Consider the following 18,223-nt stretch of genomic DNA (forward strand, 5'->3'; position numbering starts at 1 on the left):
TCAAGCTTCAATTCTCAATTAATAAAAAGGGGGGATAAAAGTGGCAAAGGCAAAGGGTAAAGTTACTTTTAATGAGGACAGATGCAAAGGCTGTGAGTTATGTACAACAGCATGTCCTACAAAAATAGTAGTCATGAATAAGGATAAAATAAACGTAAAGGGTTATCACCCGGCAACAGTAATTGAAATGGACAAGTGTATAGGCTGTGCGAATTGTGCAACGATATGTCCAGATGCAGTAATAACAGTAGAAAGAGAAATGGGTGAATAATATTTAAGGGGAGGGAATTAAATGTCTAAAGTCTTGATGAAAGGAAATGAGGCAGTAGGTGCTGCAGCTATTAAAGCTGGCTGCAAATACTTCTTTGGATATCCTATAACGCCACAAAATGAAATACCTGAGTTCATGGCAAGAGAATTACCTAAAGTAGGTGGAGTTTTCCTTCAAGCAGAAAGTGAAATATCCGCGATAAATATGGTATATGGAGCAGCAGGAGCAGGTGCTAGGGTAATGACATCTTCTTCAAGTCCAGGAATCGCACTTAAACAAGAAGGAATATCATATATTGCAGGAGCAGAGCTTCCATGTGTTATAGTTAATATGGTGAGAGGGGGCCCAGGCTTAGGTGGTATACAGCCTTCTCAATCAGACTATTTCCAAGCTACAAGAGGTGGAGGAAATGGAGACTACAGACATATAGTGTATGCTCCAGCCAGTATTCAGGAAGCAGTAGATTTAGTTATGGAAGCCTTCGATGTAGCTGACTATTATAGAAATCCTGTAATAATCCTTGGTGATGGTATGATAGGACAGATGATGGAGCCAGTAGAATTTAAAGAGCCTAAGAAAAGAGAACTGCCACCAAAGAATTGGGCAACAGTAGGTACAAAAGGAGAAAGAAAACCTAATGTAATAAATTCATTGTATATAGATCCAAAAATATTAGAAGACCATGTTATTAGGCTAGAAGAAAAATATGCGAGAATGAAAGAAAACGAAGTAAGACATGAAGAGTATAATCTTGAGGATGCAGAGGTAGTAATAGTAGCCTATGGAACGACATCAAGAATAGCTAAAAATGCTATAGCAAAATGTGCTGAAGCAGGAATAAAGGTAGGACTTATAAGACCAATAACATTATGGCCTTTCCCAGATGCAGCGTTCGATAAGATTAGTGAAAAGACTAAAGCTTTACTTACAGTAGAAATGAGCACTGGTCAAATGATTGATGATGTAAAAATAGCTGTAAATGGAAGAAAACCTGTTCACTTCTATGGTAGAACAGGCGGTATGGTGCCTACTCCAGATGCTATTGCAGAAGAGATTAAGAAAATTGTTGGGGGTGACAAATAATGGCTGTAGTATTTGAAAAAACTAAAGGACTTACAGATAAGCCTTTCCATTATTGCCCAGGCTGTACCCACGGTATTATTCATAGATTAGTTGCAGAAGTACTAGAAGAGCTTGGAGTCTTAGGCGATTCTATAGGAGTAGCTCCAGTTGGCTGTGCAGTATTTGCTTATGATTACTTCAACCTTGACATGCAAGAAGCAGCACATGGTAGAGCACCAGCAGTAGCTACTGGTATAAAGAGAATTCATCCTGATAAGGTAGTGTTCACATACCAAGGTGATGGAGACTTAGCATCTATAGGAGCAGCAGAAATAGTTCATGCTGCTGTTAGAGGAGAAAAGATAACTACAATATTTGTAAACAATGCAATATATGGTATGACTGGTGGGCAGATGGCCCCTACTACATTAATAGGACAAAAGGCAACTACAGCACCATATGGAAGAGACGAAAATCATGCTGGTAAACCAATTAGAATATCTGAAATGTTAGCAACCATAGATGGTGCAAAATTTGTTGAAAGAGTTTCTGTGCATGATCCAGCTAATATAAGAAAGGCAAAAAAAGCAATTAAAAAAGCTTTTGAGCTTCAGTTATCAGGTAAAGGCTTTGGTATAGTAGAAGTACTTTCTACATGTCCTACGAACTGGGGATATACTCCAGTAGAAGCTCTTAATTGGCTAAAAGAAAATATGATTCCATATTATCCATTAGGTAACTTAAGAACGCCTGAGGAGGTGGAGTAAAGTGGAAGAAAGATTAATAATAGCTGGTTTTGGTGGTCAGGGTGTAATGTCAATGGGTCAGTTGCTGACCTATTCAGGAATGGTAGAAGATAAGAATGTTTCATGGCTTCCATCATATGGTCCTGAAATGAGAGGCGGAACTGCCAACTGTAATGTTATAGTTTCAACTGGGCTTATTGGCTCACCTATAGTAACAGAAGCTTCTACAGCGATAATCATGAATAAACCATCTCTGGATAAGTTTGAAAAAGATGTAGCAAAGGGCGGCAATATCCTAATAAACAGCTCTCTTATAGATAAAAAGACTAGTAGAGAAGATGTTAATGCATATTATGTGCCTGCAAACGATATAGCTAATGAACTGGGAGATAGCAGAATAGCTAATATGGTTATGCTAGGAGCTTATCTAGAGCTTACAAAGGCAGTTAAGATAGATTCAATAATAGAAGCCTTTAAAAAAGTATTTGGAGAGTCTAAATCACACCTAATTCCATTAAATCAACAAGCACTAGATAAGGGTGCAGAAGCCATTAGAGGATAAATCTGTATCGAATATATATAGACAGCCTCAAATCTTTTCGAAGATTTGAGGCTGTTTTGTACTGCAGTCAAACAATTGCTAAACTATAGTAGTAAAAAATTCTATACGGGTATATCCTTCTTGCTGAATACTATAATTGAGCTTGCATAAAGAATGAGGGCACCAGCAAACAGTATAGCAATTCCCCAATATGCACTTACTTCCCTAGCAAGGATTCCTTCTGTATTAAATAAAGTGAAGAAGGTAGCATACTTAGCATTTTTCAGTTTGTCTCCTACATTAGCAATCATTTGAATTATGAAGCAAAGTGAAGGAATACCTGCTCCGAAGCTTACACTAAACTTAGTATCATTGAAAATGCAGGAGCAAATAAAGCAAATGCTACTGATAAACAGTTGCAAAGCCAATGTGCCAAGATTTAGCATCAAAAACTTGCCAATTTCTAATTCTCCTGGGAAGAATATTTTGGCTGCAGTTATTCCCACTAAAGTAGAGAATAAAATCAGCATAAAAACACCTGTACATAATACACTTGCTTGAGTATAAGCAATCTTTTTTCTAGAGATAGGAGAAGCTAGAATATAGGCCATGGCTCCACGATCTATTTGACGAGCAACCAATCTGTTTGCAGTGAGAATAGAAAAGACCATTGGAAAAACCAACATAATAAATCCATATAAGTAGCTTGACATAAATCCTACTAAGGTGGTGCCAGCATAATCCATTCCAAACATTGACATTAGTTCAGGCATTGCTTTTGCAAATTCACTTAGTGCAGCACCAAGCTCTGGATCAAACATTGTGACTATAATAGTAAAATACATAGTTATGACAGCAGCTAATATAATCCATAGCCTCCAGCCTCCTTTTATGCCATGTTTGTAAAGTGGTGTACTTATCATTCCTTTTCACCTCCATAATAGTGAAGAAAAATATCCTCCAGGCTTTGATTAGGTGCTTCAATATTAGTAACAGGCCATCGATTCATTGCAGTAATCATTTTTTCTATGTTATTTTGCACAAGCACAGTTACTCTAGCTCCATCCATGCTAAGTATCTGAAGGTTTTCTTTAGCAAAGCTTTTTGCAGCTTCTTCTGTTTTCAAAGTGATTATATACTTCTTGACCTGAGCAGCTTTTAGAGATTCTACGGAATCTATGGCTACCATTTGCCCAGAGCGGATTATTCCTACTCTTTCGCAGGTGCGTTCTACTTCTTCAAACATATGGGAGGACATCAAGATGGTTTTGCCTCTCTGTTTCTCTTCTAATATCAAATCAATAAAGCGATTTTGCATCAATGGATCAAGCCCACTTGTAGGCTCATCAAGAATGAGTACTGTGGGATCATGCATAAAGGCAGTTACAATACCTACTTTTTGCTTCATTCCCTTACTCATCTTTTTTAACTTACCTTTAGCATCAAGCTCAAATCTTTCTAGAAGCTCATTCATCCTGCCGTTATCATTCATACCTCTGTATCTAGCATAGAATTCCAAAAAACCTATCCCAGTCATGTCATCAGGGAAGGACATCTCACCAGGAATGTAGCCTAGATGAAGCTGGACAGCCTTGCTTTCCTTCCAGCAATCTTTACCTAAAATACTACAGCTTCCCTGCATAGGCTTCAAAAATCCCATTAAGTGACGAATTGTAGTGGTTTTACCTGCCCCGTTGGGGCCTAGAAATCCAAACACCTCGCTTTCCTTTACTGTAAAGGAGAGGTCGAATATGCCACGGTTATTTCCATAATCCCTTGTCAATGCATTGATTTCCATAACAGTCATTACAGATATTCCTCCTTATAAAAGGTAGTTTTGAGTAAATTAACATATTCAAATGCTTCCTGTGACATTTCTTCTATACTTTTTTGTCCTATTGTACTCCGAATATATCCTTCGCTTACCCAAGTGACAGCATTTATCACCATAGTAGCATTTACACCTGGCTTAAATTTCTCCCAGTTGATGCCTTCAAACAATGCATCGAAGCCTTTCTTGATATAAGGCTGGTTACACTGCTTTATTTCCTTAGCCAGTTCAGGCACATTCTCTTTTATACAAGCTATCAGGAAATCAAACATGTCAATATACTGAGCCATGATTTTCATTTTGATAATTTGTGCTTGTCGTATGCGTTCGAAAAAATCATCTGTAACCTTCTTTATCCCTTTAAATACAGCGTTAGTTATTACATCTATACTAAATTCGTAGAGATAAAGGTATAGATTCTTCTTGCTACCAAAATAGTGGAAAATAGATGACTTAGATATATGAGCCATGGCTGCAATATCAGCTATTGAGGTTTTTTGATACCCATTCCTAGCAAAGCAGGTATATGCAGCATTTAAGATAATGTTCCTTTTTTCCTCTGGGAGGTTTTTAAAAGTTTCCATTAGGTTTCCTCCTTTGTTTTACTGGTTAACCGAATCGGTTAATTTAATCATATCAGCATTGACCGTATCGGTCAATATATTTATTTGAATTATTTTACTTTGTATTTTGCAATTATTTTAAAGGCTTTCTCATGTTTTTATCGAATTATTTGTATAAAGTAATATTAAGAGGTGAAATTGATGAAAGAAATTAAGTTTACAGACATAGATAATATAAAAGTAGGCCATGCACAGAATTTTGAGGCAGCAACAGGCTGTACTGTGATAATATGTGAAAGAGGTGCTTCGGCAGGTGTAGATGTGAGAGGAGGTTCTCCAGGAACTAGAGAAACAGACCTTTTAAATCCTGTTAATATGGTTCAGCAAATTCATGCTGTTATGCTTTCAGGGGGAAGTGCCTTTGGATTAGATGCTGCTTCTGGTGCTATGAAATATCTTGAAGAAAAAAATATAGGCTTTGATGTTCAGGTGACAAAGGTTCCTATAGTATGCTCAGCAGTACTATTTGATTTAGCTATTGGAGATTATAGAGTAAGACCAGATTTAGAAATGGGATATACAGCTTGCATGAATGCTACGAATACAGAATGTCCAAATGGCAATATAGGTGCAGGAACAGGTGCCACAGTAGGAAAATTATTAGGATTTCAAAGAGCAATGAAGGGTGGACTAGGCAGCTATGCACTGCAAGTAGGAGATTTAAAGGTAGGAGCAATAGTAGCTGTGAACTGTTTAGGTGATGTAGTTGATCCAGCGACAGGAAAAGTCTTGGCTGGATTATTAAATGAGGACTTAAAGACCTTTGCTGGTACAGAAAATAATATGATAGCTAATTATGATAGCAAAAAAAATCTCTTTAGTGGTAATACCACTATTGGAGTTATAGCTACAAATGGAGAATTTTCTAAGACAGAAATGAATAAGATAGCATCTATGGCTCATAATGGTTATGCTAGAACCATGAGACCAGCACATTCTATTTTTGATGGAGATACTATATTTGCATTATCAACAGGAAATGTACAGGCCGATATAAGTACAGTAGGCTTTTTAGCAGCAAGAGCTATGGAGCAGGCAGTAATAAATGCAGTAAAAAGCGCTAAAACCTTATATGGAATTAAAGCTCATCTAGATATTATATAAGATAATAAGTAAAATTACCTAATCAATTGACCTTGTAGTAAAGAAAAATTTTTTATATACTAAGCATTTAAGGTAACTATCACAACAGATTAAATTAGTAAGCTATTAATATAGATAAAAGTATGCTAACTAGCTCTTAAAGTTCTTTTTTACATTTTTTGTTTGTAGATAAAATGTAATTATGTTATTATTAAAAATGTAACAATTCAATATAGGGAGGATTAAATATGGGAAGACTTTTTGGAACAGATGGAGTGAGAGGAATTGCAAACAAGGAATTAACTTGTGAGCTTGCATATAAAATAGGAAGAGCAGGAGCATATGTATTAACAAAGGACAAAAAAGATGTAAAAATAGTTGTAGGAATGGATACTAGAATATCAGGAGACATGCTAGAAGCTGCTTTAGTAGCAGGGATATGCTCTGTAGGTGCAGATGTCTTGTCCGTAGGCATAGTACCTACTCCAGCAGTGGCTTATTTAACTAGAGAGCTTAAAGCAGAAGCAGGAGTAGTCATATCTGCTTCACATAATCCTGTAGAATATAATGGAATTAAATTTTTTGGAAGTACTGGCTATAAATTAAAAGATGAAGTAGAAGATGAAATAGAAAAGTATATTTTGGATGGTAAGGAAGTGCCATTATCTCCTATAGGCGAAGGAGTTGGCAGAAGGACAATAATAAGTAATGGAATAGAGATGTATGAACACTACTTAAGAAAAAGCATAAATGTTGATTTTAAAGGATTAAAGATAGCCATAGATTGTGGAAATGGTGCAGTATATAAGGCTGCTCCTGAACTCATAAGGGAGCTAGGTGCAGATATAGAGGTAATACACTATGCTCCAAACGGAGTAAATATAAATGTAAATTGTGGTTCTACTAAACCAGAAGAAGTGCAAAAGCTTGTATTAGATACAGGCGCAGATATGGGGATATCCTTTGATGGAGATGCAGATAGGCTGATAGCTGTTGATGAAAAGGGAAATATCGTTGATGGAGACCATGTTATGGCTATTTGCGGTATCCATTTAAAGAAAAAAGGAAAGCTAAAACAAGATACCGTAGTAGCTACAGTAATGAGTAATATGGGACTAGATATTTGTTTGAAAAAAGAGGGCATTAGCATTGTGAAAGCTAAGGTAGGAGATAGATATGTATTAGAAGAAATGCTAAATAGCGGCTATTCTCTGGGAGGAGAGCAATCAGGTCATATAATCTTCTTAGATCATAATACTACTGGGGATGGACTATTAACAGCCCTACAGCTTATATCAGTCATAAAAGAAACAGGTAAAAAACTTTCTGAGTTAGCAGAAGCTATGATTTCATTGCCACAGGTGCTTATAAATGCAAAAGTAAGTAACGAAAAGAAAAATCTATATATGGAAGATGAAATTATAAAAAAAGAAATTGAAAAGCTTGAAGAAAAGTTCCATGGAGAAGGCAGAGTACTTATAAGACCTTCAGGTACAGAGCCATTAGTTCGTGTTATGATAGAAGGAAAGGATCAAGAAGAAATAACGACCATGGCTCAAAGCCTGGCACATCTCATAGAAGAAAGACTAAAGTAGCTGCTTAGAATTTGTAAGCTTACTTTGGGCGAACTCGGTTTGTTAACAAACTATTTAAGCGTTGACCCAATGCAAATTCATATTAATTAGCTAATTGAGTTAAATTAGATAGGAATAAGATTAATATAGAATTAAGAAAAACAACGAAAAGTGAAAAAATAACTCATACTAAAGAATACTAAGGTCATTTCCTGGGAAATAACTGTCGAAAGATAGTTGAATTAGTAAATTGAACAATGTAATAAATCTAACTAGACAGAAATAGGAGAGACGACTCCTGTTTTATGCCTAGTTTCTTTTTGAAAGTTCATCTAAGGAGGCGCATATGAAGAAAATGACTAAAAGAAAATCAAGAAAGCTAAGATTATTTAGGTTTATATTTAGAATGATATTGCTTATATCTTTTGTATTTGTCATAGTCAAATTTGGAAAGGCTATTATTGGAAAGGATATTGAAGATAATGAACCATTTCAAATCATAAAGGACACTTTTGTAAAGCAGCAAGGAAGAATTACAATTAAAAATATTGACGGTGATAGTGAGCTGCCTATAAAAAACAGCAGGTTTAGCATAACAAATATAGATACAGGTGAAGTAGCTGATACAATCACTACTGACAAAGATGGGATAGCCGTTTCAGATTTATTAGATTATGATAATGTATATGAAATAAAGCTTATTGAATCACATCCTTACTATCAGAGTGGCAAAGATGATATTCTTACTTTAGAAATAGATCAGGAAAATCAAGAGATTATCATTCAAAACAAAATGAATGAATATATAAAGCATGTTCAACAAACCGAAGATGGTGAGTTCATCATTGATGAGGTATATATTGATGTACCAACTGTCATGCAAAACCCTGAGCTGCCAAATGGTTGTGAAATTACGTCCCTAACGTCTGTACTAAACTATAAAGGCTATAATGCGGAGAAGACAGAGATGGCAGATGTATATCTGCCTAAAGAGGCATTCTATGTGAAAAATGAAAAATTATATGGCGCTAACCCATATAAGTCATATGCAGGAAATCCTAGAGAAAAAAATGGCTTTTTTTCTTATGCTCCTCCAATTGTGGAGGCAGCAAACAGCTATTTAGATACTGTTCAAGGTAAGGAAAAACCCATTGACATAAGCAATAGTACACGTGAGGAGATTATAGACTATCTAAATCAGGGTATTCCAGTTGTGATTTGGGTAACTCTTGATCTAAGTAAGCCAAAAATAAATTATTCCTGGTATTTAAGTGATACAGGAGAAAAGACAGATATGCCTATTAACTTACATTGTGTAGTGCTCAACGGTTATGCAGGGGATAATGTTCATGTAATGAATCCATTAAAAGGGCAAGTAGCTTATGATGCAGATGCTTTTTTTCAGAGCTATGTTGAACTAGGAAGTCATGCAGTGATTTTGCATTAGGAACTTTTAAAGCTGCTAGTACAATAGGTTAATTATTACCTTTGTATATAACAACAGAGAGAAAATGATCATTTTCTCTCTGCTTATTTTTACTATTGAACCAAATCTATATCCTGTTATCTAATGATGAACTATCATTAAGATTTTTTGCTATTAAAACTGATTTTTGAGCCATAAGAGTTAAAGGATCTATTAATGGAATATCTATATCTGACTGTTCCAACACTATGCTTATTTCTGTGCAGCCTGCTATAATCGCTTCAGCTCCCCTGCCTTTTAATTTCTCGACAATTTCCGCTAGATAATCTTTTAATTTACCAGACCTATTTCCAGCCTTTACTCCATCCTTGCCATAAATAATCTCCATAACATATTCTCTTTGCTCTTCCTCAGTTGGAATTATGATTTCTTTATCCTTTAATAAATTTTGGAAAAGATTTGTTTTTACAGTTCCTGAAGTTGCAATGACACCAATTTTATTGATATTGGTACATTGTTTATCTATATATTCTTTTGTTATTTCTAAAGCATTTAAAATTGGTACATTGATTTCTTTTTGAATTTCCTTGAAATAGTAATGTGAAGTAATACAAGGAATTATGATAAAATCTACTCCTGAGTTTTGCAAATTAGCTGCTGTTTTTACTAACTCAGAAACTGGACTAACAGATTTACCTAATATAGCACCAGTACGATCAGGTATTTTAGGATTATTATCAATTATTACTCTAATATGTTCACTATCGCACTTAGCATTAGTAAATCTTATTATTCTCTCAAATAAAACACATGTTGCATCTGGTCCCATTCCGCCTAATATTCCAATTATTTTTTCTCGCAATTTTCTCACTCCAATTCCTAAATAGTATATATTAAAATAATTAAATTCTATAGAGTAATGCATTTTCTATTTTATTCTTCTAACGGAAGCTAATATTAAAGAAAGGTTTTTACTTGACAACTTATATATATATCACAGATTTTAAGATTTGTCTTTATTTTTATAGAATTCTTTACTGGAAATTATTCCGGTATAGCAGAATAGCGATTATAGGACTTATAGCATAGGTATAGCATCTTGAAATATTGTTAAACTTATATTATAATTAATTAAATATAAGTTGTTGACAAATCTCATGGAAATATGACAATCCGAGCTTTACAGGCATTTCCTGTAAAGTTTTGTTTTAGAAGGCTTCATAGTACTTTTAGAAATGGTATATTAGAAATATAAGATAAAACAAAAGGGGAGATTAACGTATTATGAGAAGGACAAGAGGAAATGCTGACGAGAAAAAAGGCGCTCCAGAATGGATGACTACCTACGGTGATATGGTTACACTTTTACTTTGTTTTTTTGTCTTATTGTTTTCCTTTTCTTCAGTTGATGCTCAGAAATTTAAGGCTATCATGAACTCTTTTAAAGGTTCATCAGGAGTACTCAATGGTGGGCAGACCGTAAACTTTAACCAATTAGAACTTGAGGGAAAAATGGAAGGATTAACTGACGAGGAAGTAGAAGCCTCAAAAGAGCTTCAAGGCATAGCAGTAGATTTAAATGAGTATCTTAAGGGAAGAGGGTTTGATGAGCAGGTTAGTATTGAATACAATGAAAGATATGTAAAGCTGAACTTCTTGGATGGGGTATTATTTGATCCTGGAAAGGCTACGCTAAAAGATGATGCTGTTCAAGTTTTAGATGCAGTTGGAGTCAAGCTTTTAGAATATGATAAAAACAGAATAAAAGTTGAGGGACATACGGACACAGTTCCGATGAAATCTGCTCAATATCCTAATAACTGGTATCTATCAGCTGCAAGAGCCATTACTGTAGCGGAATATTACATTAATGAAAAGGGATTTGATCCTAAGCGATTGTCAGCAGAAGGGTTTGGAGAATATTCTCCAATTGCTGAAAATAGTACAGCAGAAGGAAGAATGAAAAACAGGAGAATAGAGATTAAGATTTTGAGTAGTATACATAGCGGAGAAAGCTTTTAGAAGGTATGTGATTTTTGAATAATTAAAATAGCTTGTAGTGAGATTATTTATAAAGATATTGATGTGCTAGTTAATAGAAATTGTTATTAACTAGCACAGCAGATTAAATTAATTATTAGTGAAATAGGAAGGTGTTAGCATGGATAATAAGGCAGTGGTTTTAGGAACGAACTATTATATTGCACTTAGCGCAATTCGTTGCTTAGGTGTACATGGGGTAAAAGTAGTGGCTATGGATTATTCGGAGAAGGATACTTACGCTGCTAAATCGAAATACCTTTCTGAAAGATTAATCGTACCACATTATAAAAAAGATACAAAGAGATTTATAGAATTCTTAATAGATTATGCTAAAAAACAAGAAAGCCCTCCTGTACTTATACCATGTCATGACCTGCACGCAGAAGTAATTGATGCACATTTAGAGGAGCTTAAGAAATATTACCTTATACCTCAGACAGAACCAGGTTTATGGACAAAGGTTATGGACAAAGGCTCACTATATCAATTAGCAATAGAACATGGGGTAGCTGTTCCAGAAACTGTTAGACTAGATGATGAAAACTTTTTAGAAAAGGTTGAAACTATTGTCAAGTATCCTTGTATCGTTAAACCAGTAGATTCTCCATCCTTTGTTGCCAAATTTAGGAGAAAGCTATTTAAGGTTCAAAATAGAGAAGAATTAGAAGAGGCATTAGACAAAGCAAAAAATGCAGGCTTAGAGGTTATTGTACAGAGAATTATTCCGGGCTTTGATGATCATATGTATACCTTTGATGCATATTTAAATCAAGATGCCAAGGTAACACATTGGTCTACATGTCAAAAATATAGACAATTTCCTATAAATTTTGGAGCTTCTGTCTATACCGGTCACAAATATGTGCCAGAGCTTTATGAAATAGGAGCAAAGTTCTTTGAGACAATTAAATTTAAGGGCTTTGCTGAGATAGAATTTAAAAAGGATTCTGAAACAGGAAAGTTTTACATGATAGAGGTAAATGCTAGAATAACTAATTTTAACAATTTATTATATAAACTTGGGCTAAATATACCTTATATAACATATAGAGAGATGACAGGAGCACCTTTAGAGCCAAAGTCATTTAAAGAAGATCAGAATCTAGTATTTTGGTATGCGTATGAGGATATATTAGCTATTAGAGATTATATTAAATCTGGACAACTCACATTTAAGGAAATTTTCAAATCCTTATTAAGACCAAAAGCATATGCAATATGGGACTGGAAGGATCCTATGCCAGCCTTTTCATATGCAGGAATAATAATGGGTAAGGTATTTAGAAAAATTTTTAAAACTAAAGATTAGATAAAATTGTTTCCTCAGGAGGTATGGAAATAAATGCTTTTAACAAAAGTAATCAAAGAACTTGATTGTATAAAAACAATAGGTGATTTAGATAAAGAGATTAGTGGAATAGCCTATGATTCTAGAGAAGTGGCGGACAATTTCATTTTTGTAGCTATTTCTGGCTTTACAGTAGATGGGCATGATTTTATTGAAAAGGCTATAGAAAATGGCGCTAATGTCATAATAGCTGAAAAGGATGTATTTATAAATAGGGCGGATGTCACATTTTTAAAAGTTAAGGACTCAAGAAAGGCATTAGCCAAAATATCGTCTAATTATTATAACAACCCTACTAAAAAGATTAATATGATTGGTATAACTGGAACCAATGGTAAAACATCAACATCATTTTTAATCAAATCTATATTTGAACAGGCTAAAAAACCTATAGACCTTATTGGTACCATTGGAAGCGTCATAGGAAAAAGATTAGCAAAAACTAAGAACACAACTCCAGAATCCCTTAATCTGCAACAAATGTTTTCTGAAATGGTAGACATTAACACTCAAAATTGTATTATGGAAGTATCATCACATGCACTAAGCCTCGATAGAGTGGCAGAATGTGATTTCAATACAGGTATTTATACAAATCTTACACCAGACCATCTAGAGCTGCATAATAGTATGGAAGAATATTTTCATGCAAAGGCTAAGCTATTTAAGATGACAAAAGACTACAATATTATTAATATAGATGATGAGTATGGTAGGAGATTGGTAGAAGAGGCAAAAAATCTAAAGTCTAAAACAATAACATATGGAATAGATAATAAGGCTGATATTTATGCAACAAGTATTTGTTATTCTGCTGATTTTACAAGCTTTGTAGCAAATACTCCAAAGGGAAGTATAGAGATTAAGGTTAATTTTCCAGGAAAGATTTATATATACAATAGTCTGGCAGCTATTGCTTGTGCTTATTGCAATGATATAGAGCTAAAGGACATTCAGAAAGGAATCGAAGCAGTAAAAGATATAAAGGGACGATTTGAAGTAGTGTATAAGGATAAGGACTATAAAATAATTGTTGATTTTGCACATACGGAAGATGGTTTGGAAAAAGCCCTATCAGCTATAAAACCTTTCACAAAGGGCAGACTCATTTTAGTTTTCGGTGTTTATGCAGCTCCAGGAGAAAAAGGAAGAGCTAAGCGTTATGCCATGGGTAAAGTGGCAGCTAAGTATTCTGACATTGCCGTCGTAACATCTGATAACCCCAAGGATCAAGACCCTAATTCTATCATAAAGGAAATTGTAGAATCTATAAAAGAACATAATGGTACTTATGTATCTTTAGTTGATAGGAAGGAAGCAATTAGATATGCTATTGAAATAAGCAAAAAAGATGATATTATTTTTGTTGCTGGAAAAGGGCACGAAACCTCTCAGAAAATAGGTAAAATAGAAGTACCTTTTAATGAAACTGAAATTATTACGGAAATTATAAAAAGTAGTACTAAGAAAACAAGTTAATTGACTGGCACAATACATTAGGTTACAACAATAAGAGAGGGTGATAAAAGTGTGTGGTTTTGTGGGGTTTGCTGATACGACTTTAGCTATAGATAAAGAAAAAGTTATCAAAGAAATGATGGATACTATAATCCATAGAGGTCCTGATAGTGGAGGAATATATACAGATAATAATGTCGCATTCGGCTTTAGACGGCTTAAGATTATTGACTTATCAGAGGAAGCTAGTCAGCCAATGTATAATGAGGATAAAACTTGTGTAATGATTTTCAATGGGGAAATATATAATTATCAGGAGCTGAGAAGTGAGCTTCAAGAAAGAGGACATATATTTAAAAGTAATACAGATAGTGAAGTAATCATACATGCCTATGAAGAATATGGAACAGACTTATTGCATAGATTAAGAGGAATGTTTGCTTTTTCAATATGGGATACTAAAAATGAAATAATGTTTTTAGCTAGGGACTATTTTGGGATAAAGCCCCTATATTATACTCAAAATACTTCTGATAATTCATTTATATTTGGCTCTGAAATAAAATCATTTTTAAAACAGCCAACGTTCAATAAAGAATTGAATAAAGATGCATTAAAGCCATATCTTACTTTCCAATACCCAGTTCTTGATGAAACCTTTTTTAAAGGTGTATACAAGCTTAAGCCAGCTCACTATATGATATATAAAAAAGGTAAAATACAAATAAAGCGTTACTGGGATCCAATGTATAATGAAAAAGATAACAGCCTAGAATATTACGTTGACAAAATAAAAGAGACTGTGGCTGAATCAGTTAAATATCATAGAATTAGTGATGTAAAAGTAGGTTCATTTTTATCTGGTGGAGTAGATTCAAGCTATATTACGTCATTATTAATGCCTAACAAAACTTTTTCAGTAGGCTTTAGTGATTATGAAGATATGTATAATGAAACAAACTTGGCTAAAGATTTATCGGACATGTTAGGGATAGAAAATCATAGAAAATTCATATCTGCTGAAGAGTCATTCGAAATGCTTCCGACTATTCAGTACCATATGGACGAGCCACAATCAAATCCATCGGTTGTGCCGCTATACTTTTTAGCTAAGCTTGCAAGAGAGCATGTCACAGTAGTATTGTCAGGCGAGGGTGCGGATGAAATATTTGGAGGATACGCTTGGTATGAGACAACACCAACAATGAAGAAATATAAGAAGATACCTAATTTTATTAGGCGTCCAGTTTCACTAGTCTGCAAAGCATTACCCAAGAATAGGATAACCAATTTTCTAGTAAAAGGCGGGCAAAGAGTAGAAAAGTGGTTTATTGGTCAAGCCAAAGTTTTTGAAGAAGAAGATGCATTGAAAGTGCTAAAAGATGAATATAAATCTGGCCCCTCTGTACAAAGTATTACAAAGAAAGTGTACGAGAAGGTCAAGGATCAAAGTGATGTTACTAAGATGCAGTATCTTGACATGAATTTGTGGTTGCCAGGAGATATTCTTCTGAAGGCTGATAAAATGAGTTCAGCACATTCGATAGAACTAAGAGTTCCATTTCTAGACAAAGAGGTCATGTCTTTAGGAGCTCAAATACCCGTAAAATATCGTGTCAATGATAAAAATAGTAAATACGCATTGAGAATTGCTGCAAAAGATACATTGCCAAGCGAATGGGCAAATAGAACTAAGGTAGGATTTCCAGTACCAATTAGATATTGGTTCCGTGAGGAAAAGTATTATAATATGGTAAAAGAAATGTTTCAGTCGGACGTAGCAAAAGAATTCTTTAATATTGAGGAAATTGTGAAATTAATTGAAGAGCATTATACAGGTAAAGAGAACCATGCTAGACAGATATGGACAATATATGTTTTTCTTATATGGTATAAAAAGTTTTTTATAGAATTATAATAGCACTGTAGAGTAGAGTTGCTTCATCGGATAGTATTTCTTTGATGCATTTTCTATATTTGAAACATCAGAACATGTATTTCTATTATGTTTTCATGCTAGATATCTATATTTAACGCCAGATATAAATAGTATAATAGATTCAGCTGAGCAAAGAATTATTTTATTAAGGGTATAATATTATTGTATTAAGAAATAAAGTGGGAGGTATGGCATGATAGTAACTACAACACCAAATGTAGACGGTAGAAAAATAAAAGAGTATAGAGGTATAGTCTTTGGAGAAGTAATTTCAGGTGTAAATTTTCTTAAGGATTTTGCTGCTGGACTTTCAAATTTTTTTGGAGGACGTTCACAATCTTATGAGGGAGAATTGATCAAAGCTAGAGAAGATGCATTGAGAGAAATGCAATCAAGAGCTTCTGCCCTTGGATGCAACGCAGTTGTTGGAGTTGATATTGATTATGAGGTTTTAGGAGAAGGAGGCAATATGCTTATGGTAACAGCCTCTGGAACTGGAGTTGTCCTAGAATAGTGGAAAATAAAGCATAAGTTATAAGAAACGACAAAAGTCCTGAGATATGTCCCATTATGCTAGATAGCAAAACAATAGAGCTATTAGCCAAAAGGGGAGTATATCATTATTTTGTCGTTTCTTTACCGTTTTTCTATACTAATTTTAAAATTGCCAGTACTAATAATAGAGCACCTGATAACCATGATAAGTTTATTTTTGCTGTTTCAGCAAGCTTTCTACCTAAGAACAATCCGGCTAGAATAGCAATTGCACCTGCAACTAAGGAAAACAGAATTGCAAGGATGTAATTAACCTCTCCTAAACTGCTTGCAAATCCTACTGCTAACGAATCTATGGAGAGAGCTATGGCAAGGTATAAAGCCTCCCTAGGATTGAGGTTTTTTGAATTATCTAAATCAGCTCTTGTTTCATCTAAATAAATATCCAGTACAAGCTGCATATCTGCAAATCTAAATTTAATTCTTTTATTTGAGCTTTCACTTTTCCTTAAATTAGCCTTTACAATCCCTTCAAGCAAATAATATATACCTAACAGCATAAGAGCTATAAAGCTAATTGTAGTAGCAAATCTGTTTGGCAATACCATTTTCAATATGGATCCTAAAAAAAGAGAAATCGCAAGAATAAAGGAGCAAATAGTACTAATAACGGCTACCGATGAAATAGGTATTTTAATCTTACTTGTTCCATAAGCAATGCTAGCTACAAAAGCATCTAAGGATAAAGCTATAACTAATAATAAGGCTTCTAACACAGAAACGCCCCCTCAACTAAAATCTAACATTATCATAATACTCTTTAGTAATTAAAAGGTTACAAGGGATGTTTCTTTTATCAAGGCTCATGTACTTCCTTAGATAAGTTATTTTCTTTTATAAAATTATGAAGTAAGTTAAAAAGTTTTTTTTTCGATTCACCAATATCTTCTGCATCGATAAAACTTAATCCAAATAAAAAAGTCGTAATAAGTTTTGCTGTATTAATAGAATTTATATCCTTTTTATAGCTTCCTTTCTGTTTCCCATTTTCAATTATTGAAGAAAATAATTTTATTTTTATATCGATTAATTCCTTAAGCAATTCTTGCATTTTTTTATTGCTTATGTAATGGTATTTGCTTACTATTATGATAGCATTATAATACTCATTTTCTAGCTTAAATAAAGAGTCTATATAATTATCCATTACTTCTACAGGATTCTCATCAGCGAGCACAATAGACTCTATAATACTTTTTTGCTTATCAACAATATATCTAATACAGTTTTCCCATAGTTCCTCTTTGCTAGAAAAATAATTATATATAGTAGTCCTTTTTATTTTTGCTAGCTTGGCGATTTTATCCATATCAATTTCGTTAAATCCGAATCTGGGAAAAGCTTCAATTGCCTTAAGTAAAATCAATTCTCTTGTCCCAGAAACAAAAAAACCATCTATATCAGAGAAACTGTTTAGATGGTTTATTAAGTCTTCTTTATTAGAAAAATAATTATAAAAAGTGGATTTACTGATTTTACACTTTCTTGCAATATTATCTATAGTAATAGCATCTTCGCCATTAATCTCTAGGATTTCTTTTGCACAAGAAAGTATTTTTTGACGATATATCTGGCTTTTGTCCATAACAATCACTCCCATTATTTTGTAATTTATTATTATATTCGCTTCATAAAATGTATTAATTTTATAAAGCAGATATTAATATATACCCCGCCTATTGTGTCATAAGAGTAGTAAATGGATATGTTTGAGATTACCATA

Annotated in this window: 18 protein-coding genes; 12 read left to right on the top strand and 6 right to left on the bottom strand. The window is 34.0% G+C overall.

All coding sequences use genetic code 11. From position 1 onward, the window contains the following. Positions 1-40 precede the first annotated feature (40 nt). The 4 genes from QO263_RS06290 to QO263_RS06305 are packed head-to-tail and all read left to right on the top strand — an operon-like array spanning position 41 to position 2,641. Positions 41-271 (top strand): 4Fe-4S dicluster domain-containing protein, encoded by a 231-nt coding sequence (locus tag QO263_RS06290; protein WP_285627762.1) that lies wholly within the window; start codon positions 41-43, stop codon positions 269-271. Between the two features lie 21 nt (positions 272-292). Next, positions 293-1,354 (top strand): 3-methyl-2-oxobutanoate dehydrogenase subunit VorB, encoded by a 1,062-nt coding sequence (locus tag QO263_RS06295; protein ID WP_285627765.1) that lies wholly within the window; start codon positions 293-295, stop codon positions 1,352-1,354. Beyond that, positions 1,354-2,100 (top strand): thiamine pyrophosphate-dependent enzyme, encoded by a 747-nt coding sequence (locus tag QO263_RS06300; protein WP_285627768.1) that lies wholly within the window; start codon positions 1,354-1,356, stop codon positions 2,098-2,100. The genes QO263_RS06295 and QO263_RS06300 overlap by 1 nt, the downstream gene beginning before the upstream one ends. Position 2,101: 1 nt before the next feature. Next, on the top strand, positions 2,102-2,641 hold the full coding sequence (locus QO263_RS06305) for a 2-oxoacid:ferredoxin oxidoreductase subunit gamma family protein (RefSeq protein WP_285627769.1): 540 nt from the start codon (positions 2,102-2,104) through the stop codon (positions 2,639-2,641). A 101-nt stretch (positions 2,642-2,742) separates the two neighbouring features. Here QO263_RS06305 and QO263_RS06310 read toward each other — a convergent pair whose 3' ends face one another. From QO263_RS06310 to QO263_RS06320, 3 genes are read right to left on the bottom strand one after another with little or no spacing between them, the layout of a single operon-like run. Further along, the gene (locus QO263_RS06310; protein WP_285627772.1) at positions 2,743-3,543 is read right to left on the bottom strand and encodes an ABC-2 transporter permease family protein; all 801 of its coding nucleotides are present in this window, start codon (positions 3,541-3,543) and stop codon (positions 2,743-2,745) included. Then, positions 3,540-4,427 (bottom strand): ABC transporter ATP-binding protein, encoded by an 888-nt coding sequence (locus tag QO263_RS06315; protein ID WP_285627775.1) that lies wholly within the window; start codon positions 4,425-4,427, stop codon positions 3,540-3,542. Before QO263_RS06315 ends, QO263_RS06310 begins: the two co-directional genes overlap by 4 nt. After that, positions 4,427-5,035: a TetR/AcrR family transcriptional regulator gene (locus QO263_RS06320; protein ID WP_285627777.1), complete on the bottom strand. Its 609-nt coding sequence runs from the start codon at positions 5,033-5,035 to the stop codon at positions 4,427-4,429. The genes QO263_RS06315 and QO263_RS06320 overlap by 1 nt, the downstream gene beginning before the upstream one ends. Positions 5,036-5,215: 180 nt before the next feature. Here QO263_RS06320 and QO263_RS06325 point away from each other — a divergent pair, with 180 nt between their 5' ends. From QO263_RS06325 to QO263_RS06335, 3 genes are all read left to right on the top strand, one after another. Then, complete coding sequence (locus tag QO263_RS06325) at positions 5,216-6,178, top strand: P1 family peptidase (protein ID WP_285627780.1); 963 nt, start codon at positions 5,216-5,218, stop codon at positions 6,176-6,178. A 227-nt stretch (positions 6,179-6,405) separates the two neighbouring features. Then, positions 6,406-7,752: a phosphoglucosamine mutase gene (gene glmM, locus QO263_RS06330; protein WP_285627782.1), complete on the top strand. Its 1,347-nt coding sequence runs from the start codon at positions 6,406-6,408 to the stop codon at positions 7,750-7,752. A 325-nt stretch (positions 7,753-8,077) separates the two neighbouring features. Further along, on the top strand, positions 8,078-9,178 hold the full coding sequence (locus QO263_RS06335) for a C39 family peptidase (RefSeq protein WP_285627785.1): 1,101 nt from the start codon (positions 8,078-8,080) through the stop codon (positions 9,176-9,178). A gap of 106 nt (positions 9,179-9,284) precedes the next feature. Here the strand turns inward: QO263_RS06335 and cuyB are convergent, their stop codons facing one another. After that, entirely contained in the window at positions 9,285-10,019 is a 735-nt protein-coding gene (gene cuyB, locus QO263_RS06340) for a cysteate racemase (RefSeq protein ID WP_285627787.1), read from the bottom strand. Positions 10,020-10,441: 422 nt separating this feature from the next. Here cuyB and QO263_RS06345 point away from each other — a divergent pair, with 422 nt between their 5' ends. The 5 genes from QO263_RS06345 to QO263_RS06365 all read left to right on the top strand — a co-directional run bounded on the left by QO263_RS06345 (position 10,442) and on the right by QO263_RS06365 (position 16,459). After that, positions 10,442-11,179 (top strand): OmpA/MotB family protein, encoded by a 738-nt coding sequence (locus tag QO263_RS06345; protein ID WP_285627789.1) that lies wholly within the window; start codon positions 10,442-10,444, stop codon positions 11,177-11,179. Between the two features lie 139 nt (positions 11,180-11,318). After that, positions 11,319-12,509, top strand: coding sequence for a carboxylate--amine ligase (locus tag QO263_RS06350; protein ID WP_285627792.1), 1,191 nt, complete (start codon positions 11,319-11,321; stop codon positions 12,507-12,509). Positions 12,510-12,542: 33 nt separating this feature from the next. Further along, positions 12,543-14,027 (top strand): UDP-N-acetylmuramoyl-L-alanyl-D-glutamate--2,6-diaminopimelate ligase, encoded by a 1,485-nt coding sequence (locus QO263_RS06355; RefSeq protein ID WP_285627795.1) that lies wholly within the window; start codon positions 12,543-12,545, stop codon positions 14,025-14,027. 49 nt (positions 14,028-14,076) lie between these two features. Continuing rightward, positions 14,077-15,924: an asparagine synthase (glutamine-hydrolyzing) gene (asnB, locus tag QO263_RS06360; RefSeq protein ID WP_285627798.1), complete on the top strand. Its 1,848-nt coding sequence runs from the start codon at positions 14,077-14,079 to the stop codon at positions 15,922-15,924. A gap of 214 nt (positions 15,925-16,138) precedes the next feature. Further along, positions 16,139-16,459 (top strand): putative heavy metal-binding protein, encoded by a 321-nt coding sequence (locus QO263_RS06365; protein ID WP_285627801.1) that lies wholly within the window; start codon positions 16,139-16,141, stop codon positions 16,457-16,459. Positions 16,460-16,592: 133 nt separating this feature from the next. Here the strand turns inward: QO263_RS06365 and ytaF are convergent, their stop codons facing one another. Then, a complete protein-coding gene (gene ytaF, locus QO263_RS06370; RefSeq protein WP_285627803.1) occupies positions 16,593-17,216 on the bottom strand; it encodes a sporulation membrane protein YtaF in 624 nt (207 codons plus the stop codon). Between the two features lie 80 nt (positions 17,217-17,296). Continuing rightward, positions 17,297-18,085 carry a TetR/AcrR family transcriptional regulator gene (locus QO263_RS06375; protein ID WP_285627804.1) on the bottom strand — a complete coding sequence of 263 codons (789 nt, stop codon included), beginning with the start codon at positions 18,083-18,085 and terminating at the stop codon, positions 17,297-17,299. Positions 18,086-18,223: the final 138 nt, after the last annotated feature.

This window comes from Proteiniborus sp. MB09-C3, assembly GCF_030263895.1.
Classification (GTDB): domain Bacteria; phylum Bacillota; class Clostridia; order Tissierellales; family Proteiniboraceae; genus Proteiniborus.